The organism is Pseudomonas frederiksbergensis, from assembly GCF_000802155.2.
In the GTDB taxonomy this organism is placed as follows: domain Bacteria; phylum Pseudomonadota; class Gammaproteobacteria; order Pseudomonadales; family Pseudomonadaceae; genus Aquipseudomonas; species Aquipseudomonas frederiksbergensis_A.
The window spans coordinates 143,313-165,259 of record NZ_JQGJ02000008.1 but is presented as its reverse complement, the minus strand read 5'-3'; the positions used below and the strand labels follow the sequence as shown (position 1 = coordinate 165,259).

Sequence of the window (21,947 nt, the reverse complement as noted above, 5' to 3'; positions counted from 1 at the left end):
TGGGCAGGCTCCAGGGTTCTGTTTGAAAAGTCGACGAGTGACAAAAGGTACAACACCCGCCCCCGCGGGCAAAGAAACGACAAGACGTCACAAGGGCTATCAAGCAGTGCTTAGAGACTAGTCGACAACCCGAGGGGAAGCAGGGTTCAGAACTTAAAAACTGGCCTGACAGATTCCAAGTCCACGTCGTGGCAAGGGAAGTTTCCCTCCCCCAGGCTATCGCGGCTCGATATGGGCAATCATCAGTTGCACCGTTTCCTGGCCACGAAATTCGTTAAGGTCGAGTTTGTAGGCCAGCTCCACCCAGCGCACCGTCGGGTTCGGCCAGATCTCGCGGTCGATGCCAAAGGCGATGCCGTCGAGCTTCACCGAGCCGCACTCGCTCTTGAGAACGACCTTCAGGTGTCGCTCGCCCACCACTCGCTGCTCGACCAACTGGAACACACCGTGGAACACCGGTTCCGGGAAATGCTGGCCCCACGGCCCGGCGTGGCGCAATGCCCTGGCCAATTCCAGATGGAACTCCTCTACCGCCAGGGTGCCGTCCGAGAGGAGTCGTCCGGTCAGGTCCTCTTCACGCAGTTGCCTACGCACTTCGGCGTCGAATGCCTCGGCAAACAACGGAAAATTCGCCTCGGGCAGCGTCAGCCCTGCCGCCATGGCGTGGCCGCCGTATTTGCTGATCAGCGTAGGGTGCTGTGCCGCGACGACGCTCAGGGCATCGCGAATATGAAAGCCTGGCACCGAGCGCCCGGACCCCTTCAGGAGACCATCCCCGGCATCGGCAAAAGCGATCGTCGGACGGAAATAACGTTCCTTCATGCGCGACGCCAGGATACCGATCACGCCCTGGTGCCATTGGGGGTCGAACAAGCACAAGCCGAACGGCATCGACTCTACCGGCAGGTCCTTGAGTTGAGCCAGGGCTTCACGCTGCATGCCCTGTTCGATGGACTTGCGATCCTGGTTCATGCCGTCCAGTTGCGCAGCCATCTCACGGGCAAGCGCCGGGTCGGCGGTGAGTAGGCATTCGATGCCCAGGCTCATGTCGTCAAGGCGTCCCGCCGCGTTCAGTCGCGGGCCGAGGATGAAGCCAAGGTCGGTGGAGGTAATGCGCGACGGGTCGCGCTTGGCCACCTCCAGGATGGCCTTGATTCCCGGACGGGCGCGGCCGGCGCGAATACGTTCGAGGCCCTGATGCACCAGGATCCGGTTGTTGGCATCCAGGGGCACCACGTCGGCCACACTGCCCAACGCCACCAAGTCCAGCAGCTCGCCAATGTTCGGCTGGGGTTTGCTGGCATACCAGCCCAGGCTGCGCAGGCGCGCCCGCAATGCCATCAATACGTAGAAAATCACCCCGACGCCCGCCAGCGCCTTGCTCGGGAACTCGCAACCCGGCTGGTTCGGGTTGACGATGGCATCGGCCTCCGGCAATTCCAATCCAGGCAAATGGTGATCGGTGACCAACACCTTCAGGCCGGCGGCCTTGGCCGCCGCCACGCCTTCGACGCTGGAAATCCCGTTGTCCACGGTGATCAACAGCTGCGGCTCGCGTGTGAGGGCGACCTCGACGATTTCCGGCGTCAGGCCGTAGCCATATTCGAAACGATTGGGCACCAGGTAATCGACATGGGCCGCGCCCAGCAGGCGCAGGCCCAGCACGCCAACCGTACTGGCCGTCGCACCATCGGCATCGAAATCACCGACGATCAGAATGCGCTGACGTTGTTCCAGCGCCGTCACCAGCAGGTCCACCGCGGCGTCGATTCCCTTGAGCTGTTGATAGGGAATCAAGCGAGCCAGGCTTTTATCCAGCTCAACCGCCGATTGCACGCCTCGGGCGGCGTACAGGCGGGTCAACAGCGGCGGCAGGTCACCGAGGAACGGCAGGGTGTCGGGTAACTGGCGGGGTTCTATGCGCATGGGGGAAGACGAAAACTTCTCTTAGAGTGGAAATCCTTGAGGCGAGGGAGCCTGCTCCCTCGCCACGGTGAATCTATGCAACATGGCCTATCAGCCACGCTCGCCGAGCAACCACTGCAACTGGACTTCATGTTGGCCACGGTCGTCGGTCACGAAGAGGGTCCCCTCGCTGATCATCACGTCCCACTTGATGACGCGGGGCATATCCTGGGCCAGGGTTTCGAGAACCTCCTGAGGCACGGCGGCAATATTCACGTTCTTCAGATTCTTCACAGCGGGAATCACCTTGCCTTCCCAGACTCGCAAGCTGCCATACGCCAGCAGGCTGGTGCGCTCGGTGCGGCGCGAACACCACGTCAGGCGCTCGGCATCCGGTTGACCCACTTCGATCCAGTGCAAGACGCGGTCGTCCAGGCTCTTTTCCCACAGGGCGGGTTCATCGACGTCTGACAGACCACGACCGAACGACAGCAGCTCGTTGTACCAGAACGCGTAGGCCAGCAGGCGCACCGTCATGCGCTCCTCGGTTTCCGAAGGATGGCGGGCGATGGTCTGCTTCACGTTCTCATACACATTGCGGTCGAGGTCGGTGAGGTTCAGTTCAAATTTGTAGGTCGTGGACGGCTGGGCCATGGACGGGCTTCTTGATACGAGGAAAGGCGGCAAGTCTAACCGATGAGACGGCCAATCCACGAATTGCCGACCATCAACCTGCGGCGAACGGCGTTGGCCTATGATAAAACGCTCTATTGGTTCTGCCTTTGTCCTACAGGATTCGTCATGTCGCTCACTGCCAAACCCCTTGCCGGCGTCAAGGTCATTGAACTCGGCACCCTGATCGCCGGCCCTTTCGCTTCGAGGATCTGCGGTGAATTCGGAGCCGAGGTGATCAAGGTCGAATCGCCCGACGGCGGCGATCCGCTGCGCAAATGGCGCAAACTCTATGAAGGTACATCCTTGTGGTGGTTCGTCCAGGCACGCAACAAAAAGTCCGTGACCCTGAACCTCAAGCACCCTGAAGGCTTGGCAATCCTCAAGCAGTTGATCGGCGAAGCGGACATCCTGATCGAGAATTTTCGTCCTGGCGTGCTGGAGAAGCTCGGGCTGGGATGGGACGTGTTGCACGCACTGAATCCGAAACTGGTCATGGTGCGGCTTTCCGGGTTCGGCCAGACCGGGCCGATGAAGGATCAGCCCGGATTTGGCGCCGTCGGCGAATCCATGGGCGGCCTGCGCTACATCACGGGTTTCGAGGACCGCCCGCCGGTGCGCACGGGAATTTCCATCGGCGACTCCATTGCCGCGCTCTGGGGTGTCATCGGCGCGCTGATGGCCTTGCGTCATCGCGAGGTGAACGGCGGGACTGGACAAGTGGTGGACGTGGCGCTGTATGAAGCGATATTCGCCATGATGGAGAGCATGGTGCCGGAATTCGATGTGTTCGGCTTCATCCGCGAGCGCACCGGCAACATCATGCCCGGCATCACGCCGTCGTCCATCCATACCAGCGCCGACGGCAAGCACGTGCAGATCGGCGCCAATGGCGACGCAATCTTCAAGCGCTTCATGCAAATCATCGGGCGCGACGACCTGGCCAACGACCCGCAGCTGGCCAGCAATGATGGGCGCGACAATCGCCGCGACGAGCTCTACGGCGTGATCGATCGCTGGGTCAATTCACTGCCACTGGACGCTGTCATCGAACAGCTGAACCAGGCCGGAGTGCCGGCCAGCCGGATCTTCAGCGCCGAAGACATGTTCAGCGACCCGCAGTTTCTCGCCCGGGAAATGTTCTTGCAGGCCAAGCTGCCGGACGGCAAGGCGTTCAAGATGCCTGGCATCGTGCCGAAACTGTCGGACACGCCGGGCACAGCCGAATGGGTCGGGCCGACGCTGGGTGAACACACGGATCAGGTACTCGGCGAGCTTGGCTATGATCCACAGCAAATTTCCAGGCTGCGCACCGATGGCGCCATTTGATACGTCCCGCGCAATGCCCGGGACCACAAATCCCAGGCAAAAAGAAACCCCGAGAAGTGGGGAGACAACTCGGGGTTAAACGTGACCATTCAAGGTCCGTGCAACAAGCGACAAGCACCGGAGCACAATGCTTGCTCTTGTTGGTAAAAGTTCTGACTCACTAGGATGTAGGAAGGTTCCCTCAGAACGCCGCTCAATTCGGGGCAGCCATGACCTTGTCACGTGCCAGATTACGCAAAGCCGCGATCACACAAGGCTCCAGGCGCCCCTCGGCGATCAGTACATCGCGGTGCAGCCCATCGACCACGTCGGTCAGCTGGCGCTTGTCGGCCAGTTGGGCCTGGTTGAACACCCGTTCAACCATGATGGCCCCCGCGGGATTCTTCAGTGTCACCAGGCATTCGCCCTTGGCACCGGAGGGAGTGAGCGTGACCTGATACGGGCTCAAGGCTTCATTCAGCAACAGGCTGATACTTTCCATTCGATCACCCTTCAATAGTCCGAAAAAACAACTGCACAATAAGTGACCGTGGGCCCTGGCTGAAAGTTCTGCCAGCGCAACGAACCGACACCTTCGCGGCCTGTTCAACCGAGCATGCGCGCCGAATATGACAGGCAGGCAACAGTCCCTGACGCGGTTGATCAAGCCAGCAACCGATTGCGATTCCATCGGCGCCTGACATCGATCCAGCCCCCCAGCAGACCGCGCAGCTGGCCATCGGCACCATAAAACGGCACTGACCAGTGATAGATATCCCGTAATCCACCGCTGAACATCAGTTGGCGGTCGACGAAACGTGGTTGACGGGTTTGCAACTGCTCCATCAATTCCCCATGCAACAATTCGGCGGTTGCCGCCGGAAACCCTGCAGAGTCAGTCAGGCGCGTGCCCCGCAGCTTCTCGAAGCGAGTCTCGAAATGATCCTCGTAGCTTTTGTTGCACATGATCAGGCGTCCCTCGAGGTCGCGAATGAAGATCGGATCGGGAATCGCATCCATCAAGGCCCGCTGGAACTTCAGTTGATCGTTGAGGACTGCCTCGACCCTGAGGCGCTGGTCGATCTGGACCTGCATGCGGCGGTGCCACAGCAGGGATATCAGGCAGAACAGCCCGAACACGACCACGCACCAATGCCCCCATTGGGGTACGTGCAGCCAGGAAGACGAGGCCTGATGAGGGGCAATGCCTGTCAGCCATTTGGAGCGCAGCGCACGCATGTCCTCGACGGGAAACGCTTCCAGGGCCTTGTTCAGAATACTCACCAATGGCCGCAGCTCTTGGCGCACAGCCAGATAGTCGGGTTCCCACTTGCCCTCGAGGTTGCTTCCTACCTGCAATTGCCCCGCAGGGTACAGGTGCGCACCGGTTTCATTTTCAATGGTGGCGTGGGCTTCGCGACTTTCCACCAGCGCCCTCGCCTCACCGTACGTCTTGACCGTGCGCAACTCGATGGCCGGATAGTTGCGCCGGATCTCCGTCTCCAGCGCATGCCGCGCCGGCAACACCAAGACCTTGCCTTCGAGTTGCTTCAGGGAACGAAGCACGGGCTCTGAACCACGTCCGACGAAAACCCAGCCAGAACCGCCGAATGCATGGCTGAAGTTCAAGAACTCCCTGCGCTCGTCGTTCATTGCCAGCGTGGTCGTCATGTCCGCCTCGCCATTTTCCAACATGGCGATCAACTGATCCGGAGAGAACGATTCCCGGTGAACGAATTCAAGTCCGGTCATGCGGCCGATACGCCGGAGAATATCGTCGTTCAGCCCGCTCCACTGCCCGTGTTCATTTTTGAACAGGTACAGCGGGAATTGCATCGAGGCAACGACGACACGAGGGTTCTCCCTGATCCATTCAAGTTCCTGGGCATCGAGCGCAAGCTGTCCGCCAGTTTCGAACGGTGGCTTGCCAGAAGCCGCCAACTGGGCCGCGCCGCCCCACTGCACCCAACACAACAGCATCAGGCCCATCATCCAGCTCATCGCTGGCTTGCATCGGATAAAGAACAACATCTGCATTTCCTTCGAGACTACCCGCCCGTCCCTCCAAGGGCGGAAACCCGGCCAGTTTGGCATGCAGAAACAAGAAAGCCCGTCAGGAGACGGGCTTCAAAATGTGACAACTGCGGGGCGTCAGAGAGGCTTGCCGCGGTTGCCATGCTGACTGACAAAGGCCTGCACGGCTTTCAAGTCGTTGGGCAACACTGTGCAACGCTCGTTTCGCTCAAACAAATCCGAAAGATGTGTAGGCAGCTCAAGCGCTTTTCCTACGCCAGCTTTCTCCACGGCTTCCGGAAACTTGACCGGATGAGCGGTGCCCAGGATGACCATCGGGATATCCAGGCTACGGCGGCACTCGCGCGCGGCCTTCACACCGATGGCAGTGTGCGGGTCGAGCAACTCACCGCTCTGTTCGAACACCTCGGCGATGGTTTCGCAGGTCTGCGCGTCATCCACCGCCAGGGAATCGAACAGTTTACGGGCTTCTGTCCAGCGCTCGGCTTCGACGCTGAAACCACCGCCCTGGCGGAAGCTGTCCATCAGGCCCGCAATCGCCGCGCCGTTGCGACCGTGCAGGTCGAACAGCAGGCGCTCGAAGTTCGACGACACCATGATATCCATCGACGGCGACAGCGTGGCGTGCAGGGTCTCCTTGACGTACTGGTTGCCACTCATGAAGCGGTGCAGGATGTCATTGCGGTTGGTGGCGACGATCAATTGATTGATCGGCAGCCCCATGTTGCGAGCCAGGTAACCGGCGAAGATATCGCCGAAGTTGCCGGTCGGCACCGAGAACGCCACCGAACGGGCCGGCCCACCCAACTGCAGGGCCGCGTGGAAGTAGTAGACGATCTGGGCCATGATCCGTGCCCAGTTGATCGAATTCACGGCCACCAGTCGCGTGCCCTTGAGGAAGCTCTGGTCGGCGAAGCTGGCCTTGACCATTTCCTGGCAATCATCGAAGTTGCCTTCGATGGCGATGTTATGGATGTTATCGCCGAAAATCGTCGTCATCTGCCGACGCTGCACTTCCGAGACACGGTTGTGCGGGTGCAGGATGAAAATGTCGACGTTCTCGCAATGCTTGCAGCCTTCGATGGCGGCCGAACCGGTGTCACCGGACGTTGCACCGACGATCACCACGCGCTCGCCACGCTTTTGCAACACGTAGTCCAGCAGGCGGCCGAGCAGTTGCAGGGCGAAGTCCTTGAACGCCAGGGTCGGGCCGTGGAACAGCTCCATGACCCATTCGTTACCGTTGAGCTGACGCAGCGGTGCGATGGCATTGTGGGAAAAGACGCCATAGGTCTCTTCCAGGATCTTCTTGAAATCAGCGTCCGGGATGCTGCCGGTGACGAATGGGCGCATCACTCGGAATGCCAGCTCGTGGTACGGCAGGCCTGCCCAGGAGGCGATTTCTTCCTGGGTGAAGCGCGGCAGGTTTTCCGGCACGTAGAGGCCGCCATCCGTGGCCAGGCCGGCCAGCAGGACATCTTCGAAATTCAGGGCCGGTGCCTGGCCGCGGGTACTGATATAGCGCATAGGGACAAACCTTCGGTTTGAGCTGTAGGCGGTAAGCTACGAGCTGCAAGTAAAAGCGGATCTGCCTTTACTTGGAGCTTGCAGCTTGCCGCTCACAACTGCTTCAGTTCAAGTGTTCGACGCGGATACGGACCACTGGGCCAACAACCCCCTGGAGCGCTTCCAACGCGGCGATCGCATCGTTGATGCGCTGCTCGACCACGCGGTGGGTCAGCAGGATCATCGGCACCAGGCCATCGTGTTCCTCGACTTCCTTCTGCATGATCGACTCGATGTTGATGCCACGCTCCGAAAGAATGCTCGCCACCTGGGCCAGCACACCGGGATGGTCCTTGGCCTGGATACGCAGGTAATAGGCACTTTCGCACGCGTCGATCGGAAGAATCGGATGGGCCGACAACGAATCCGGCTGGAAGGCCAGGTGTGGCACTCGGTTTTCCGGGTCGGAGGTCATGGCGCGAACCACGTCCACCAAGTCGGCGATGACCGACGATGCGGTCGGCTCCATGCCAGCGCCGGCGCCGTAGAACAGCGTCGAGCCCGAGGCGTCGCCATTGACCATGACCGCGTTCATCACACCGTTGACGTTGGCGATCAGGCGGTCGGCCGGGATCAGCGTCGGGTGCACGCGCAATTCGATGCCGCTGGCGGTGCTGCGCGCCACGCCCAGGTGCTTGATGCGATAGCCCAGGGCTTCGGCGTAGTTCACGTCCGCGGTGGTCAGCTTGGTGATGCCTTCGGTGTAGGCCTTGTCGAACTGCAATGGAATGCCGAACGCAATGGACGCCAGGATCGTCAGTTTGTGCGCCGCATCGATGCCCTCCACGTCGAAGGTCGGATCGGCCTCGGCATAACCCAGGGCCTGGGCTTCGGTGAGTACATCCTCGAAGGTGCGCCCTTTTTCGCGCATCTCGGTGAGGATGAAGTTACCGGTGCCGTTGATGATTCCCGCAACCCAGTTGATACGGTTGGCCGACAGGCCTTCGCGAATCGCCTTGATCACTGGGATGCCACCCGCCACGGCGGCTTCGAACGCCACGATCACGCCCTTCTCGCGCGCCTTGGCGAAAATCTCATTACCGTGAACGGCAATAAGCGCCTTGTTCGCGGTGACCACATGCTTGCCATTCTCGATGGCCTTGAGTACCAGCTCTCGGGCAACGGTATAGCCGCCCATCAGCTCTATCACGATGTCGATCTCAGGGTTCGTGGCCACTTCGAAGACATCGTTGGTAATCGCAATACCGGTCGTCTGGAACTGAGGCTTTGGCGTGCGCATGGCAATTTGTGCCACTTCGATCCCACGCCCGGCACGACGAGCAATTTCCTCGGCGTTGCGCTGAAGTACGTTGAAGGTGCCGCCACCGACGGTACCTAACCCACAGATGCCTACTTTGACCGGATTCACTCTTGACTCCCCATGAAACGGCCGACGCAAGGTCGGCCGTGAAATACAGCCGCGCAGCAACGCGACTTTGTGTTTAACGGCCCGGCGAACGCTTTCGCCGAGCCGTGATCTTCAAAAGCGGATCGACGCAGGTCATTTTGCGTCCAGGGCCAGTTTGGCGACTTGCGGCGCCGGCTGATAGCCCGGAATCACCTGGCCGTCGGCCAAAACGATGGCCGGCGTGCCGTTGACGCCGATGGACTGGCCGAGGGCGAACTGCTTGGAAACCGGGTTCTCGCACTTGGCGGCCTTGATTTCCTTGCCATCGACCATCTTGTCCATGGCCGCTTTCTTGTCCTTGGAGCACCACACCGCCTGCAACTGTTCATCGCCCGGCGAGCCCAGGCCCTGGCGCGGGAACGCCACATAACGCACTTCGATGCCGCGCTTGTTCAGCTCCGGCACTTCCGCGTGCAGCTTGTGGCAGTAAGGACAGGTGGTGTCGGTGAACACAGTGATGTGCGACTTGGTTTCGCCGATCGCCGGGTAAACCACGGTTTCAGCGACCGGGATGCCGTTGATCAATTTGGAGATGCCCTGGCGCTCGGTGATCTCGGTGAGGTTGACCGGCTTGCCATCCTTGAGTGCGAACAGGTTGCCCTGGACGATGTACTGACCGTCAGCGCTGGCATACAGCACGCGGCTGCCCTTGAGCTTGACTTCATAGAGCCCGGACATGGGGCTGGCAGAAATGGTTTCGATCGGCACTTCAAGCTCGAGGTTGGCCAGGCTCTTGCGGATAGCCTGGTCAGCCGCGTCGTCGGCGATGGCAAAGGTACTGGCCAACGCAATGGCGGCGGCGGTGAACATCTGGATCAAACGCATGGGGACTCCTGAGGCGAACAAATAGGCGGGGAACACCGACGCATGGATTCGGGTTCAAGCCGCCCACTGTGCAAACCGTAGAAGCCTACCACATAAGGCCCGCGTGGCCGAATGCCGGTGATACAAGGCATTGGTAGATGCTCTTCTGAATGTGGAGCCCTGCAGCACGCTGTAGGTCGATTCCTCTTATAACGTAGGAATTATCTAATTGAGTATTCCTTGAAGATTCCTGCTGTCGAGCTGGCATAGCATCCCTTCGATACCGGATAGATAAGGAGACTCTGTTATTGGTCGCGGCATTCCATTTGTCGCAGCCGGCCTGGCTGTCTTCGACTTGGTCAGTATCGGCCTGTGCGCCTATGAGGCAAAAAATGGAAAGTAACCGGGCAGCCCTTACCGAGAAAGTTATTCAGCTATTCGTCGAAATAGTCGGCTTTATCGACCCTGACCAGGTGACGGAGCAAACCGATTTCATTCATGACTTCGAGATTATCGATGATGATCTAGCTTGCTTCGTCATGCAGGTGGAATGGCAATTGAACTGGGCTCCTCACAAAAAGATTGGGACTCCATTACAACAATAAGGCAGATTGTTGACCTCATCCTTCGTCAATCCAGGTAGCCCGATAATCACCCTGTAATTTCAGCCCCGCGGGTGATGCTTGGCATGTAAGTCTTGCAACCGTGCCCGAGCCACATGGGTGTAGATCTGAGTGGTGGACAGGTCGCTATGACCCAGCAGCATCTGCACCACCCGCAAGTCGGCGCCGTGATTGAGCAAGTGCGTGGCGAAGGCATGCCGCAAGGTGTGCGGGGACAGGGATTTATTGATCCCGGCCACCTTGGCCTGGTGCTTGATACGGTGCCAGAAAGTCTGGCGGGTCATTTGCTCGCCGCGCAGGCTCGGAAACAGTACATCACTGGGACGCCCGCCCAGCAGGTCATGGCGGGCATCACGCATGTAGCGCTCGACCCAGACGATCGCTTCCTCACCCATCGGCACCAATCGCTCCTTGCTGCCCTTGCCCATCACCCGCAGCACGCCCTGGCGCAGGTTCACTTGCTCCAGCGTCAAACTGATCAGTTCAGTTACCCGCAAACCACAGGCGTACAACACTTCGAGCATGGCCCGGTCGCGCTGGCCGATGGGATCGCTGAGGTCGGGGGCCGCCAGCAGCGCCTCCACATCCGCTTCCGACAAGGATTTTGGCAGCGGACGGCCCAGCTGCGGCATTTCCACGCGCAAGGTCGGGTCTACCGCGATTACCTTTTCCCGCAGTAAATAGCGATAGAACCCACGCAGACCGGAAAGAAATCGTGCGGTGGAGCGCGGTTTGTAGTTCTGTTCCAGGCGCCACGCCAGATGATCGAGGATCAGCTCCCGGCCGGCATTGGCCAACTCCAGGTTCTGTTCCTGTAACCAGCCGTTGAACAGGGCCAAATCGCTGCGATAGGCGCCACGGGTATTATCGGAGAGCCCCTTCTCCAGCCACAGGGCGTCGAGGAACTGGTCTATCAGCGGATGATCGATGGCTGGCATAAAGACTCATGAGCTAGCGAAGGCTGCATTGCTTGAAAATGACGAGAGAAGAGTGCTCAAAGCACAAATCGCAGGCAACAAAAAAGCAGCCCGCAGGCTGCTTTTTTTTGCATCGGAAGCTGGACTTAAGCCAGTTTTTCCTTGATGCGAGCTGCTTTACCCGACAGGTCACGCAGGTAGTACAGCTTGGCTTTACGCACGTCACCGCGACGCTTGACAGCCATGCTGTCGATTTGCGGGCTGTAGGTCTGGAAAGTACGCTCTACGCCAACGCCGTTGGAGATTTTACGAACGGTGAATGCACTGTTTACGCCGCGGTTACGCTTGGCGATAACAACGCCTTCGAACGCTTGCAGACGCGAACGGTCGCCTTCCTTCACTTTCACCTGGACGACAATGGTGTCGCCTGGGGCAAAGGTAGGGATCTCTTTGGTCATCTGCTCTGCTTCGAGTGCAAGGATGATTTTGTTAGTCATGCTGTGCTCCTAAGGCAAGTCAACGGACTTACCATCGATACGTTGTTAACTATCGTCCCGCTCGCGGATGTATTCCTCGAGCAGCTTCTTCTCTTCTCCAGAAAGCGAGCGGCTTTCCAGAAGATCGGCGCGTCGTTCATAGGTCCGACCAAGGGACTGCTGTAAACGCCAACGCCGGATGTGCGCGTGGTTGCCACTTAGCAACACGTCGGGAACACGCTGATCCGCATACACCTCCGGTCGGGTGTAGTGCGGGCAATCCAGCAGACCATCCGTAAAGGAATCTTCCTCGGCGGAATCCGCATGCCCTAAAGCTCCAGGCAGCAGTCGTGTAACCGCGTCGATCAGGACCATCGCCGGCAGCTCGCCGCCAGACAGTACATAGTCGCCAATCGACCACTCTTCATCGACATGAGCTTCAATGAAACGCTCGTCAATGCCTTCATAACGGCCGGCAATCAGGATCAATGCATCCGAATTCGCCAGCTCGCGTACCGCCGACTGAGTCAGCTGGCGGCCTTGGGGCGACAGGTAGATCACCTTCGCACCCTCCCCGGCTGCCGCCCTGGCCTGAACCAGTGCATCTTCCAGGGGCTTGATCTTCATCACCATGCCCGGACCACCGCCAAACGGGCGATCGTCCACAGTGTGATGCCGATCCGTGGTGTAGTCCCGCGGATTCCAACAGGTGAGCTGCAACAGCTCCTGTTTCACCGCGCGGCTGGTTATGCCGTATTCGCTGATGGCGGAAAACATCTCGGGAAACAGCGTGATCACTTCAACGCGCAAGTTAGCCACGTTTAGAAATCCGCATCCCATTCCACCTTCATCTCGCCAGCTTCAAGGTCGACGGCCAACACGCATTGCTCGGTATAGGGCAACAGGCGTTCGCGATCATCCAGGCTGCCGACGCAAGGCTTGACCACCATGACATCGTTCGAACCGGTCTCGAGCAGGTGATCGATTTTCCCGAGCAATTGCCCGAGGTGGTCGATGACCTTCAGACCCACCAGCTGGTACCAGTAGTACTCGCCGTCGGTCAGTTCAGGGAACAGGTTGCGCGGCACGCAGATCTCATAACCGGCCAGAAGACGCGCTTCTTCACGATCATCGAGACCCTTGAGCTTCGCGACCAGGAACTTATCGTTCCCGCGTCCGCTGACCAGCTCCACCTGTTTCACGCTACCTTCGCGCTTGAGCGTCCAGGTTTTGTAGTCCAACAGGTTCTTGATCGGATCAGTAAAGGAATACACCTTCACTTCGCCGCGAACGCCATGTACAGAATAGATCTTGCCGACAACGATCAAATCACCGGCATCATTTGGCGTCGCGTTCATACTGCTCAGGCCGCGGCCTTAGCCGATTCCTTCAACAACTGAGCAACGCGCTCAGAAGGTTGTGCACCAACGCTCAGCCAGTAGGCTACGCGCTCTTGGTTCACGGACAGACGAACTTCCTGACCACGGGCAACAGGGTTGAAGAAACCAACCTGTTCCTTGTGGGAACCGTCGCGCGGGTTGCGGCTGTCGGTTACGGTCAGGTGGTAAAACGGGCGCTTTTTGGAGCCGCCAAGGGCAAGACGGATTGTTAGCATGTGAACATCGTTCCTGTAGTCGGTGCTGCAAATCTAAATGCACAGCGGGCATAGGTGCCCGAAAGGCCGCATATTCTAAGGAATATCCGGACTTTTGCAAATGACTTTTTCCGGCGCCTGGCGCCGTGCGATCAAGATCTGCCATAGAGCCGTCATGAAAAACGGCAGGTCAGCTCCCGCGCAGTGCGGGTTTGCTGGAGATCCCCGCTTCCGTGCGGGGCAACGCCGACATGACAGCCGGCGCAGATTCTTTACATTTTCGGCATGCCGCCGCCGGGCAACATACCGCCCATGCCGCGCATCATCTTGGCCATCCCGCCCTTGGCGGAGAATTTCTTCATCATCTTCTGCATCTGCTTGTGCTGCTTGATCAAGCGACCGATGTCCTGCACCTGGGTGCCGGAACCCATGGCGATACGGCGCTTGCGCGAACCGCTTATCAGCTCAGGGTCGCGGCGCTCGGCCGGGGTCATGGAGTTGATGATGGCTTCCATCTGCTTGAACTGCTTTTCAGCCGCGCCCTGGGCGTTGCCCATTTGCGCCAGGTTCACGCCGCCGATGTTCGGCAGTTTGTCCATGAGGCCGCCGAGGCCGCCCATGTTCTTCATTTGTTGCAGCTGGTCGCGGAAGTCTTCAAGGTCGAAGCCCTTGCCCTTCTTCAGCTTCTTGGCCAGTTTGTCGGCCTTGTCCTTGTCTAGGGTCTGCTCGGCCTGCTCGATCAGGCTGAGCACGTCGCCCATGCCAAGGATACGCGAGGCGATACGCTCGGGGTGGAACGGCTCGAGCGCTTCGCTCTTCTCGCCCATGCCGATGAACTTGATCGGCTTGCCAGTGATGGCGCGGACCGACAACGCGGCACCGCCACGGGCGTCGCCGTCGACCTTGGTCAGGATCACGCCGGTCAGCGGCAGCGCATCACCAAACGCCTTGGCGGTGTTGGCCGCGTCCTGGCCGGTCATGGCATCGACGACGAAAAGGGTTTCCACCGGGTTGATCGCGGCATGCAACGCCTTGATCTCACCCATCATCTCTTCATCGATGTGCAGGCGACCGGCGGTATCGACGATGACCACGTCGATGAATTTCAGCTTTGCTTCTTTAATAGCCGCCTGGGCGATGTCCACCGGCTTCTGGCTCAGGTCGGACGGGAAAAACGTCACGCCGATGTCGTTGGCCAGGGTTTCCAACTGCTTGATCGCCGCCGGACGGTAGATGTCCGCCGACACCACCATCACCGACTTCTTCTTGCGCTCTTTAAGGAAGCGCGCCAGCTTGCCGGCTGTCGTGGTCTTGCCCGCGCCCTGCAGGCCGGCCATCAGCACTACCGCTGGCGGTACGGCGCTGAGATTGAGGTCTTCGTTAGCGGCGCCCATCAGGCTTTCGAGCTCGGCCTGGACGATCTTCACGAACGCCTGGCCCGGCGTCAGGCTGCGCGACACTTCGGTGCCGACGGCGCGTTCCTTCACCGAATTGACGAAGTCCTTGACCACCGGCAGGGCGACGTCGGCTTCGAGCAACGCCATGCGCACTTCGCGCAAGGTGTCTTTGATGTTGTCCTCGGTCAGTTTCGCCTTGCCGGTGACATGGCGCAGCGTCTGTGAGAGACGGTCGGTTAGGTTTTCAAACATGCGCGATCCTTTCAGGCCCAGATGAGACCGGGATAATGGCGGCCCAGACCGTGAAATATGTGCTCGGCGAGCCTGCGGCGTGGGCAGGTCGCGGATTATAGCGAAGAAGCGTGCGACGTACACCTCGCTGTCAGTTGCGGCGGTCTTTCGTGCGGTAGGGGTTCTATGCCAAACTCAGCGCCTTTCGGGCCTGCCTAACAGGATTTATGCTCCCCTTGTCACCCAGCTTGCTTGCTACCCTCGCCGCCGCTTGTCTTTATGCCGCTGCGACCTTCTATCAGGGCACCCGCCTGGCCTCCGGCGCCAAGGCGAACAAGCGCCTGCTGGTCACGCTCGGCGTGCTGGCGGTGCTCGGCCATGCGGTCAGCCTGTTCACCCACTTGATGACGCCGATCGGCCTGGGCCTGGATTTCTTCAACGCCGCCAGCCTGATCGCCGTGGCCGTGATCGCCCTGACGCTGCTGGCCTGCTCGCGCATCCCGGTGGAAAACCTGCTGGTGCTGCTGTTCCCGCTGGGGCTGGCCACAGTGTTGCTGGCGCAGTTCGCGCCCTCGGGCACCGTGCAGATCATCGACGAGGAGCCGGGCATCCTTGCTCATATCCTGCTGTCGATCCTCGCCTACGGCCTGTTCACCATCGCGGTGTTCCAGGCGCTGCTCCTGCTGGTGCAGGATCACCAGCTCAAGCACAAGCACCCGTCCGGGCTGATCCGCAACTTCCCGCCCCTGCAGACCATGGAAAGCCTGCTGTTCGGTTTCCTCTGGGCGGGCTGGACCCTGCTGTCACTGTCGCTGATCTCCGGCTGGCTGTTCGTCGAGAACCTGTTCGCCCAGCACCTTGTGCACAAGACCCTGCTGGCGTGCCTGGCATGGGTCGTGTTCAGCGTGCTGCTGTGGGGCCGCAACCGCCTCGGCTGGCGTGGCCACAAAGCCATCCGCTGGACCCTGGCAGGCTTCTGCCTGCTGATGCTGGCCTACTTCGGCAGCAAGCTGGTCCGCGAATACATCCTGCATGTCTAACGGACGACGCTGATGGATAGGCTGCCCCTGGGGCCATTGTTTGCGGTGATGGTCGTGCTGATCCTCTGGTCAGCCCTGTTCACGGCCATCGAAGCCGCCCAGCAACATCTGCTCGCCCAACGCAGGGCCTCGCGCGCCGGCGACAAGCCATTGGCGAAGCTGAATTTCCCGTTGGCCAGCCTGATCCTCTGCAACACCCTCTGTCGCGCCCTCGCCGTGGTCATCGGCACATGGCTGGCAATTTTCACCTGGCTGGAAAACGGCCCCTGGCTGGCTTGGCTTGGCACCAGTGCAGCCCTGCTGGTGTTCGCCGACTACCTGCCGCGCACCCTTGCCACCCGTTATCCCGATGCAGTGCTGGGCCTGGGCAACAGTTTGCTTGGCGTGCCATTGAAAATCCTTTATCCGGCGGCCTGGCTGCTCGATGGCCTTAGCCAATTGCTGCTGCGCCCCTTTGCCCACAAGCCCGGCGCGGTCCAGCAAAGCGACGATGAAATGCCCGCGGCGCCGCGCACCGAGCATGAGCAGGAACAGGGCAGCGGTCGGGTCCATCCGGTCTCCGGCATCCATGCGCTGGACAACATCACCGTCAACGACATCCTCGTGCCTCGCAGCGAGGTGGATGGAATCAACCTCGACGACCCCATCGGCGACATCATCGACCAGTTGCGCCTGAATCGGCGTACCCGCCTACCGGTGTTCCACAGCGATATCAACCAGGTCGAAGCGGTGCTCAATACCCGTCAGGTTCGTCATCTGCTGGCAGATGCGAGCCTGACCAAGGAAGCACTGCTGGCTGCCTGCCACGAACCTTACTTCGTCCCCGAAAGCACCCCGCTGCAGTTGCAGTTGCTCAACTTTCACAAGCAACAGCGGCGCCTGGGCATGGTGGTAGATGAATATGGTGAAGTGTTGGGTATCGTGACCCTGGAGGACATCCTCGAGGAAATCGTCGGCGAGTTCGAAAGCGAGCACAGCCTCGACAACCCCCACGTCCATCCCCAGCCCGACGGGCGCTTGATGATCGATGGCGCGGCATCGATCCGCGAGCTGAACAAGACACTCGGCTGGCATTTGCCTTGCGACGGGCCCAAGACCCTCAATGGCCTGGTGACCGAAGCACTGGAAACCATCCCGGAAAGCCCGGTGTGCCTGAAGATTGGCCGCTACCGGCTGGAAATCATCGAAACCGTTGATAACCGCGTCAGCCAGGTGTTGGTGTGGCATAACAGTACGGTGCCGACTTTTTCCTGAATCCCAGCAGCTCAAGGTAAATCCCCTCGCCACAAAAAGCTCATCGTCAGCCCTGATATTGTGTGCGGGCTCACTTGTTGATTCGTTAGCCTCCTTTTTATACTCAATTCGCTTACCCAGCCTTGCCCGAACCCGGTGCCTACCCTGCACCAAGACGGTTCCGGGCCGTTCACCGGCCATATCCGCTTCAGCCCTGCGACTGTTCCTACCCGAAACAGCGACAGCGCCCACCCCACATCCCTGGGGGTTCGACCATAATAATTCGCTCCAACGGAGCACATGACTGTCAGGGATAACCGCATGACAACCACTACCTGCAACGACGCCGTGCCTGTCGAGCCAACCAACTCCGCCACCCGAGTGGCGACCGCGAGCTTCATCGGCACCGCCATCGAATTCTATGACTTCTACGTCTACGCCACCGCCGCCGCGCTGGTGATCGGCCCGGTATTCTTCCCGCAGACCTCCGGCACGGCACAGATGCTGTCGTCCTTCCTGACCTTCGGCATCGCGTTTCTCGCCCGCCCACTGGGCTCGGCGCTGTTCGGCCATTTCGGCGACCGGATCGGGCGCAAGTCGACACTCGTGGCCTCGCTGCTGTTGATGGGCGTGTGCACCACGCTCATCGGTGTGCTGCCCGGCTACGCCAGCATTGGCGCCTGGGCTCCCATCCTGCTGTGCCTGCTGCGTTTCGGCCAAGGCCTGGGGCTCGGCGGAGAATGGGGTGGCGCCGCCTTGCTGGCCACCGAAAACGCGCCCAAAGGCAAGCGCGCCTGGTTCGGCATGTTTCCCCAACTGGGTCCTTCCATCGGCTTCCTGGCGGCGAACGGGTTGTTCCTGACCTTGGCCATGACCCTGGATGATGAGCAGTTCCGCTCCTGGGGCTGGCGAATTCCGTTCCTGCTCAGCGCCGTGTTGGTGATCGTCGGCCTCTACGTACGCCTCAAGCTCCACGAGACGCCGGTTTTCGCCAGCGCCATGGCCCGCCAGGAACGGGTGAAAATCCCTTTGGTCGAGCTGTTCAGCCAGTACTGGGCGCCGACACTGCTTGGCGCAGCCGCGATGGTGGTGTGCTACGCCCTGTTCTATATCTCCACGGTGTTTTCCCTGAGCTATGGCGTCGCGAGCCTGGGCTACAGCCGCGAGACCTTCCTCGGCCTGCTGTGCTTCGCGGTGCTGTTCATGGCCGCCGCCACGCCGCTGTCGGCCTGGGCGAGCGACCGGTTTGGCCGCAAGCCGGTGCTCATCGGTGGCGGCCTGCTGGCGGTGGCCTCGGGTTTTCTCATGGACCCCCTGCTGACCCAAGGGTCGACGGGAAGCGTGGCGCTGTTCCTGTGCATCGAGCTGTTTCTGATGGGCGTGACCTTTGCCCCCATGGGCGCGCTGCTGCCGGAGCTGTTCCCTACGCATGTGCGCTACACCGGTGCCTCGGCGGCGTACAACCTGGGCGGCATCGTCGGCGCCTCCGCAGCGCCGTTCTTCGCTCAGAAGTTGGTGGCGATGGGCGGCCTGAGCTACGTCGGCGGCTACGTCTCCGCTGCCGCAGTGCTGAGCGTAATCGCGGTGCTATGCCTGAAGGAAACGCGTCATAACGACTTGAACCGGATTTCCTGAAGTCTCCGTGGCGAGGGACCTAGCTCCCTCGCCACGCCAACCTGTCGCCGACCTGAACGGGAGGCAGTGAAATAACAGCTGACAATTCCCCCCATTGAAACCACCCCCCACCTGCCCCATCTAAGATCCATACTCCATTGCGCAGGTGCCCCATGAGCGACCAGCACTCTACTGAAGCGACGAACGAATACGCTGAATCCGAGCATATCGAACATACTTCCTCCGGCACCGGCCTGGCCCTGCCTGGCCAGAGCCTGCCGGACAAGGTCTATATCATTCCAATCCACAACCGTCCGTTCTTCCCGGCCCAGGTGCTGCCGGTCATCGTCAACGAAGAACCGTGGGCCGAAACCCTGGAATTGGTGGCCAAGTCCGAACATCATTCCCTGGCGCTGTTCTTCATGGACTCGCCCCAGGAAGACCCACGTCATTTCGACACCTCGAAGCTGCCGCTCTACGGCACGCTGGTGAAGGTGCACCACGCCAGCCGGGAAGCCGGCAAATTGCAGTTCGTCGCCCAGGGCCTCACCCGCGTACGCATCCGCACCTGGCTCAAGCACCATCGCCCGCCGTACCTGGTGGAAGTCGAGTATCCGCACCAGCCAAGCGAGCCGACCGACGAGGTCAAGGCCTATGGCATGGCGTTGATCAATGCGATCAAGGAACTGCTGCCGCTCAATCCGCTGTACAGCGAAGAGCTGAAGAACTACCTCAACCGCTTCAGCCCCAATGACCCATCGCCGCTGACCGATTTTGCCGCCGCCCTCACCTCCGCCACCGGCAGCGAGCTGCAGGAAGTGCTCGATTGCGTGCCGATGCTCAAGCGCATGGAGAAAGTCCTGCCGATGCTGCGCAAGGAAGTCGAGGTTGCGCGGTTGCAGAAGGAGATTTCCGCCGAGGTCAACAGCAAGATCGGCGAACATCAGCGCCAGTTCTTCCTCAAGGAACAACTCAAGGTCATCCAGCAGGAGCTGGGGCTGACGAAGGACGACCGCAGCGCCGACCTGGAGCAGTTCGAGCAACGCCTGGAGGGCAAGGTGCTGCCGGCCCAGGCCCAGAAGCGCATCGAAGAGGAGATGAACAAGCTCTCGATCCTGGAAACCGGCTCACCGGAATATGCCGTCACGCGCAATTACCTGGATTGGGCAACGTCAGTGCCGTGGGGCGTTTACGGCCAGGACAAGCTCGACCTCAAGCATGCACGCAAGATTCTCGACCAGCACCACGCTGGCCTGGACGACATCAAGGACCGCATCCTGGAATTCCTCGCCGTGGGCGCCTACAAGGGCGAGATCAGCGGCTCGATCGTCTTGCTGGTGGGCCCACCCGGCGTGGGCAAGACCAGCGTCGGCAAGTCCATCGCCGAATCCCTTGGACGGCCGTTCTACCGTTTCAGCGTCGGCGGCATGCGCGACGAAGCCGAGATCAAGGGGCATCGGCGCACCTACATCGGCGCCCAGCCGGGCAAGCTGGTGCAGGCGCTCAAGGACGTCGAAGTGATGAACCCGGTGATCATGCTCGACGAAATCGACAAGATGGGCCAGAGCTACCAGGGCGACCCGGCCTCCGCACTGCTGGAAACCCTCGACCCTGAGCAGAACGTCGAATTCCTCGACCATTACCTGGACATGCGCCTGGACCTGTCGAAAGTGCTCTTCGTGTGCACCGCCAACACCCTCGACTCGATCCCCGGCCCGCTGCTGGACCGTATGGAAGTGATTCGCCTGTCGGGCTACATCACCGAAGAAAAAGTCGCCATTGCCAAGCGCCATTTGTGGCCCAAGCAACTGGCCAAGGCCGGCGTCTCCAAGGGCAGCCTGAGCATCAACGACAACGCCCTCAAGGCCCTGATCGACGGCTATGCCCGTGAAGCCGGGGTGCGCCAGTTGGAAAAACAACTGGGCAAACTGGTGCGCAAGGCAGTAATGAAACTGATCGAGGAGCCAAAAGCGGTGATCAAGCTTGGGCCCAAAGATCTCGAGGCCTCCCTGGGCAAACCTGTGTTCCGCAACGAACAGGTCCTGTCCGGCGTCGGGGTGATTACCGGCCTGGCCTGGACCAGCATGGGCGGCGCGACCCTGCCGATCGAAGCGACGCGGATCCACACGCTCAATCGGGGCTTCAAAGTCACCGGGCAACTGGGCGAGGTGATGAAGGAGTCGGCGGAAATCGCCCACAGCTACGTCAGTTCACACCTGAAGCAATTCGGCGGCGATCCGAAGTTCTTCGACGAAGCCTTTGTCCACCTGCACGTACCGGAAGGCGCCACGCCCAAGGATGGCCCGAGCGCCGGCGTGACCATGGCCAGTGCCCTGCTGTCCCTTGCACGCAACCAGCCACCGAAGAAAGGCGTGGCCATGACGGGCGAACTGACCTTGACCGGGCATGTACTGCCGATTGGCGGTGTACGCGAGAAAGTCATCGCCGCGCGCCGGCAGAAGATCAATGAACTGATCCTGCCGGAAGCCAACCGGGGCAACTTCGAGGAATTGCCGGACTATCTGAAGGAAGGCGTCACGGTGCACTTTGCCAAGCGCTTTGCGGATGTGGCGAAGGTGTTGTTCTGAGCATGATCTAAAGACTGTATAGGCGCCATTCGCGAGCTTGCTCGCGGTGGGGCCCTTACAAACAACCTGTTCCTCCTGACACACCCAGTAGCATCTTCGGTTATGCTCGCCGTTCGTCGTAAACGCCGGAGCCGTTGCCCTTATGTCCCTCACTCGCCTGCTTGTCCCCGTCAGCCTCGCCCTGCTGAGCGCCTGCGCCACACAGCCGAAACACATCGTGACGGTGGAAAAACAGAGCCAATGCCCAGTGCAGCTCAAAAGCGGCCAGAATCTGATCCTGAGCCTGCCGAGCAACCCCACCACGGGCTATCGCTGGAGTATCCAGGACTCGGCCGGTGGCGTCCTCAAAGGCCTTGGCCCCGAGGTCTATCGCAACCCCGAGGACGCTGGCGTGGTCGGGGCCGCCGGGGTCTCGACCTGGCGCTTCCAGGCCTTTGCAGGCGGTACCGGGCGCTTGCGCCTGACGTATCAACAGCCTTGGGCACCGGAAGTGCCACCCGTGGAAACGTTTGACTGCGCCATTTCGGTGAATTGACT

Annotated in this window: 19 protein-coding genes and 1 pseudogene; 7 read left to right on the top strand and 13 right to left on the bottom strand. The window is 60.3% G+C overall.

Features of this window, described 5'->3' with window-relative positions; all coding sequences use genetic code 11:
- Positions 1-216: 216 nt before the first annotated feature.
- Together recJ and JZ00_RS16885 are read right to left on the bottom strand one after the other, a co-directional pair.
- Positions 217-1,926, bottom strand: a complete 1,710-nt coding sequence (recJ, locus tag JZ00_RS16890) for a single-stranded-DNA-specific exonuclease RecJ (RefSeq protein WP_039592049.1) — start codon at positions 1,924-1,926, stop codon at positions 217-219.
- Between the two features lie 90 nt (positions 1,927-2,016).
- Positions 2,017-2,559, bottom strand: a complete 543-nt coding sequence (locus JZ00_RS16885; RefSeq protein ID WP_039592050.1) for a YaeQ family protein — start codon at positions 2,557-2,559, stop codon at positions 2,017-2,019.
- 147 nt (positions 2,560-2,706) lie between these two features.
- Here JZ00_RS16885 and JZ00_RS16880 point away from each other — a divergent pair, with 147 nt between their 5' ends.
- Positions 2,707-3,906 carry a CaiB/BaiF CoA transferase family protein gene (locus JZ00_RS16880; protein ID WP_039592052.1) on the top strand — a complete coding sequence of 400 codons (1,200 nt, stop codon included), beginning with the start codon at positions 2,707-2,709 and terminating at the stop codon, positions 3,904-3,906.
- 193 nt (positions 3,907-4,099) lie between these two features.
- Here the strand turns inward: JZ00_RS16880 and JZ00_RS16875 are convergent, their stop codons facing one another.
- From JZ00_RS16875 to JZ00_RS16855, 5 genes are all read right to left on the bottom strand, one after another.
- On the bottom strand, positions 4,100-4,387 hold the full coding sequence (locus JZ00_RS16875; protein WP_039592053.1) for a DUF3509 domain-containing protein: 288 nt from the start codon (positions 4,385-4,387) through the stop codon (positions 4,100-4,102).
- A 161-nt stretch (positions 4,388-4,548) separates the two neighbouring features.
- Positions 4,549-5,916, bottom strand: coding sequence for a transporter substrate-binding domain-containing protein (locus JZ00_RS16870; RefSeq protein WP_039592054.1), 1,368 nt, complete (start codon positions 5,914-5,916; stop codon positions 4,549-4,551).
- A gap of 120 nt (positions 5,917-6,036) precedes the next feature.
- Positions 6,037-7,446, bottom strand: coding sequence for a threonine synthase (thrC, locus tag JZ00_RS16865; RefSeq protein ID WP_039592055.1), 1,410 nt, complete (start codon positions 7,444-7,446; stop codon positions 6,037-6,039).
- Positions 7,447-7,549: 103 nt separating this feature from the next.
- Positions 7,550-8,854, bottom strand: a complete 1,305-nt coding sequence (locus JZ00_RS16860; protein ID WP_030139555.1) for a homoserine dehydrogenase — start codon at positions 8,852-8,854, stop codon at positions 7,550-7,552.
- A gap of 132 nt (positions 8,855-8,986) precedes the next feature.
- The gene (locus JZ00_RS16855) at positions 8,987-9,718 is read right to left on the bottom strand and encodes a DsbC family protein (protein ID WP_039592056.1); all 732 of its coding nucleotides are present in this window, start codon (positions 9,716-9,718) and stop codon (positions 8,987-8,989) included.
- A 359-nt stretch (positions 9,719-10,077) separates the two neighbouring features.
- Here JZ00_RS16855 and JZ00_RS16850 point away from each other — a divergent pair.
- Positions 10,078-10,340, top strand: a pseudogene (locus JZ00_RS16850) (acyl carrier protein).
- 21 nt (positions 10,341-10,361) lie between these two features.
- On the opposite strand, the gene xerD reads toward JZ00_RS16850, so the two are convergent.
- The 6 genes from xerD to ffh all read right to left on the bottom strand — a co-directional run bounded on the left by xerD (position 10,362) and on the right by ffh (position 14,956).
- Positions 10,362-11,258 (bottom strand): site-specific tyrosine recombinase XerD, encoded by an 897-nt coding sequence (gene xerD / locus JZ00_RS16845; protein ID WP_039592057.1) that lies wholly within the window; start codon positions 11,256-11,258, stop codon positions 10,362-10,364.
- 125 nt (positions 11,259-11,383) lie between these two features.
- Positions 11,384-11,734 carry a 50S ribosomal protein L19 gene (rplS, locus tag JZ00_RS16840; protein ID WP_003175895.1) on the bottom strand — a complete coding sequence of 117 codons (351 nt, stop codon included), beginning with the start codon at positions 11,732-11,734 and terminating at the stop codon, positions 11,384-11,386.
- Positions 11,735-11,779: 45 nt separating this feature from the next.
- Complete coding sequence (trmD, locus tag JZ00_RS16835) at positions 11,780-12,553, bottom strand: tRNA (guanosine(37)-N1)-methyltransferase TrmD (RefSeq protein ID WP_181289115.1); 774 nt, start codon at positions 12,551-12,553, stop codon at positions 11,780-11,782.
- Positions 12,535-13,071, bottom strand: coding sequence for a ribosome maturation factor RimM (rimM, locus tag JZ00_RS16830; protein WP_039592064.1), 537 nt, complete (start codon positions 13,069-13,071; stop codon positions 12,535-12,537). The genes trmD and rimM overlap by 19 nt, the downstream gene beginning before the upstream one ends.
- Positions 13,072-13,076: 5 nt before the next feature.
- Entirely contained in the window at positions 13,077-13,328 is a 252-nt protein-coding gene (rpsP, locus tag JZ00_RS16825; protein ID WP_003198088.1) for a 30S ribosomal protein S16, read from the bottom strand.
- A 251-nt stretch (positions 13,329-13,579) separates the two neighbouring features.
- Positions 13,580-14,956: a signal recognition particle protein gene (gene ffh / locus JZ00_RS16820; RefSeq protein ID WP_003198085.1), complete on the bottom strand. Its 1,377-nt coding sequence runs from the start codon at positions 14,954-14,956 to the stop codon at positions 13,580-13,582.
- Between the two features lie 206 nt (positions 14,957-15,162).
- On the opposite strand from ffh, the gene JZ00_RS16815 reads away from it, so the two are divergent.
- The 5 genes from JZ00_RS16815 (at position 15,163) to JZ00_RS16795 (ending at position 21,945) form a co-directional block, all read left to right on the top strand.
- Entirely contained in the window at positions 15,163-15,975 is an 813-nt protein-coding gene (locus JZ00_RS16815; RefSeq protein ID WP_039592067.1) for a cytochrome C assembly family protein, read from the top strand.
- Positions 15,976-15,987: 12 nt separating this feature from the next.
- On the top strand, positions 15,988-17,229 hold the full coding sequence (locus tag JZ00_RS16810; protein WP_039592069.1) for a CNNM domain-containing protein: 1,242 nt from the start codon (positions 15,988-15,990) through the stop codon (positions 17,227-17,229).
- A 300-nt stretch (positions 17,230-17,529) separates the two neighbouring features.
- Positions 17,530-18,843: an MFS transporter gene (locus JZ00_RS16805; protein WP_039592071.1), complete on the top strand. Its 1,314-nt coding sequence runs from the start codon at positions 17,530-17,532 to the stop codon at positions 18,841-18,843.
- Between the two features lie 152 nt (positions 18,844-18,995).
- The gene (gene lon / locus JZ00_RS16800; protein WP_039592074.1) at positions 18,996-21,410 is read left to right on the top strand and encodes an endopeptidase La; all 2,415 of its coding nucleotides are present in this window, start codon (positions 18,996-18,998) and stop codon (positions 21,408-21,410) included.
- A gap of 142 nt (positions 21,411-21,552) precedes the next feature.
- Positions 21,553-21,945: a protease inhibitor I42 family protein gene (locus JZ00_RS16795; RefSeq protein ID WP_039592077.1), complete on the top strand. Its 393-nt coding sequence runs from the start codon at positions 21,553-21,555 to the stop codon at positions 21,943-21,945.
- The last annotated feature ends 2 nt before the right edge of the window (positions 21,946-21,947 follow it).

Bases quoted from the DNA above. Each gene is read 5' to 3' on its own strand.
- recJ (WP_039592049.1), bottom strand. From the start codon at position 1,926: ATGCGCATAGAACCCCGCCAGTTACCCGACACCCTGCCGTTCCTCGGT.
- JZ00_RS16885 (WP_039592050.1), bottom strand. From the start codon at position 2,559: ATGGCCCAGCCGTCCACGACCTACAAATTTGAACTGAACCTCACCGAC.
- JZ00_RS16880 (WP_039592052.1), top strand. From the start codon at position 2,707: ATGTCGCTCACTGCCAAACCCCTTGCCGGCGTCAAGGTCATTGAACTC.
- JZ00_RS16875 (WP_039592053.1), bottom strand. From the start codon at position 4,387: ATGGAAAGTATCAGCCTGTTGCTGAATGAAGCCTTGAGCCCGTATCAG.
- JZ00_RS16870 (WP_039592054.1), bottom strand. From the start codon at position 5,916: ATGTTGTTCTTTATCCGATGCAAGCCAGCGATGAGCTGGATGATGGGC.
- thrC (WP_039592055.1), bottom strand. From the start codon at position 7,446: ATGCGCTATATCAGTACCCGCGGCCAGGCACCGGCCCTGAATTTCGAA.
- JZ00_RS16855 (WP_039592056.1), bottom strand. From the start codon at position 9,718: ATGCGTTTGATCCAGATGTTCACCGCCGCCGCCATTGCGTTGGCCAGT.
- xerD (WP_039592057.1), bottom strand. From the start codon at position 11,258: ATGCCAGCCATCGATCATCCGCTGATAGACCAGTTCCTCGACGCCCTG.
- rplS (WP_003175895.1), bottom strand. From the start codon at position 11,734: ATGACTAACAAAATCATCCTTGCACTCGAAGCAGAGCAGATGACCAAA.
- trmD (WP_181289115.1), bottom strand. From the start codon at position 12,553: ATGGGATGCGGATTTCTAAACGTGGCTAACTTGCGCGTTGAAGTGATC.
- rimM (WP_039592064.1), bottom strand. From the start codon at position 13,071: ATGAACGCGACGCCAAATGATGCCGGTGATTTGATCGTTGTCGGCAAG.
- rpsP (WP_003198088.1), bottom strand. From the start codon at position 13,328: ATGCTAACAATCCGTCTTGCCCTTGGCGGCTCCAAAAAGCGCCCGTTT.
- ffh (WP_003198085.1), bottom strand. From the start codon at position 14,956: ATGTTTGAAAACCTAACCGACCGTCTCTCACAGACGCTGCGCCATGTC.
- JZ00_RS16815 (WP_039592067.1), top strand. From the start codon at position 15,163: ATGCTCCCCTTGTCACCCAGCTTGCTTGCTACCCTCGCCGCCGCTTGT.
- JZ00_RS16810 (WP_039592069.1), top strand. From the start codon at position 15,988: ATGGATAGGCTGCCCCTGGGGCCATTGTTTGCGGTGATGGTCGTGCTG.
- JZ00_RS16805 (WP_039592071.1), top strand. From the start codon at position 17,530: ATGACAACCACTACCTGCAACGACGCCGTGCCTGTCGAGCCAACCAAC.
- lon (WP_039592074.1), top strand. From the start codon at position 18,996: ATGAGCGACCAGCACTCTACTGAAGCGACGAACGAATACGCTGAATCC.
- JZ00_RS16795 (WP_039592077.1), top strand. From the start codon at position 21,553: ATGTCCCTCACTCGCCTGCTTGTCCCCGTCAGCCTCGCCCTGCTGAGC.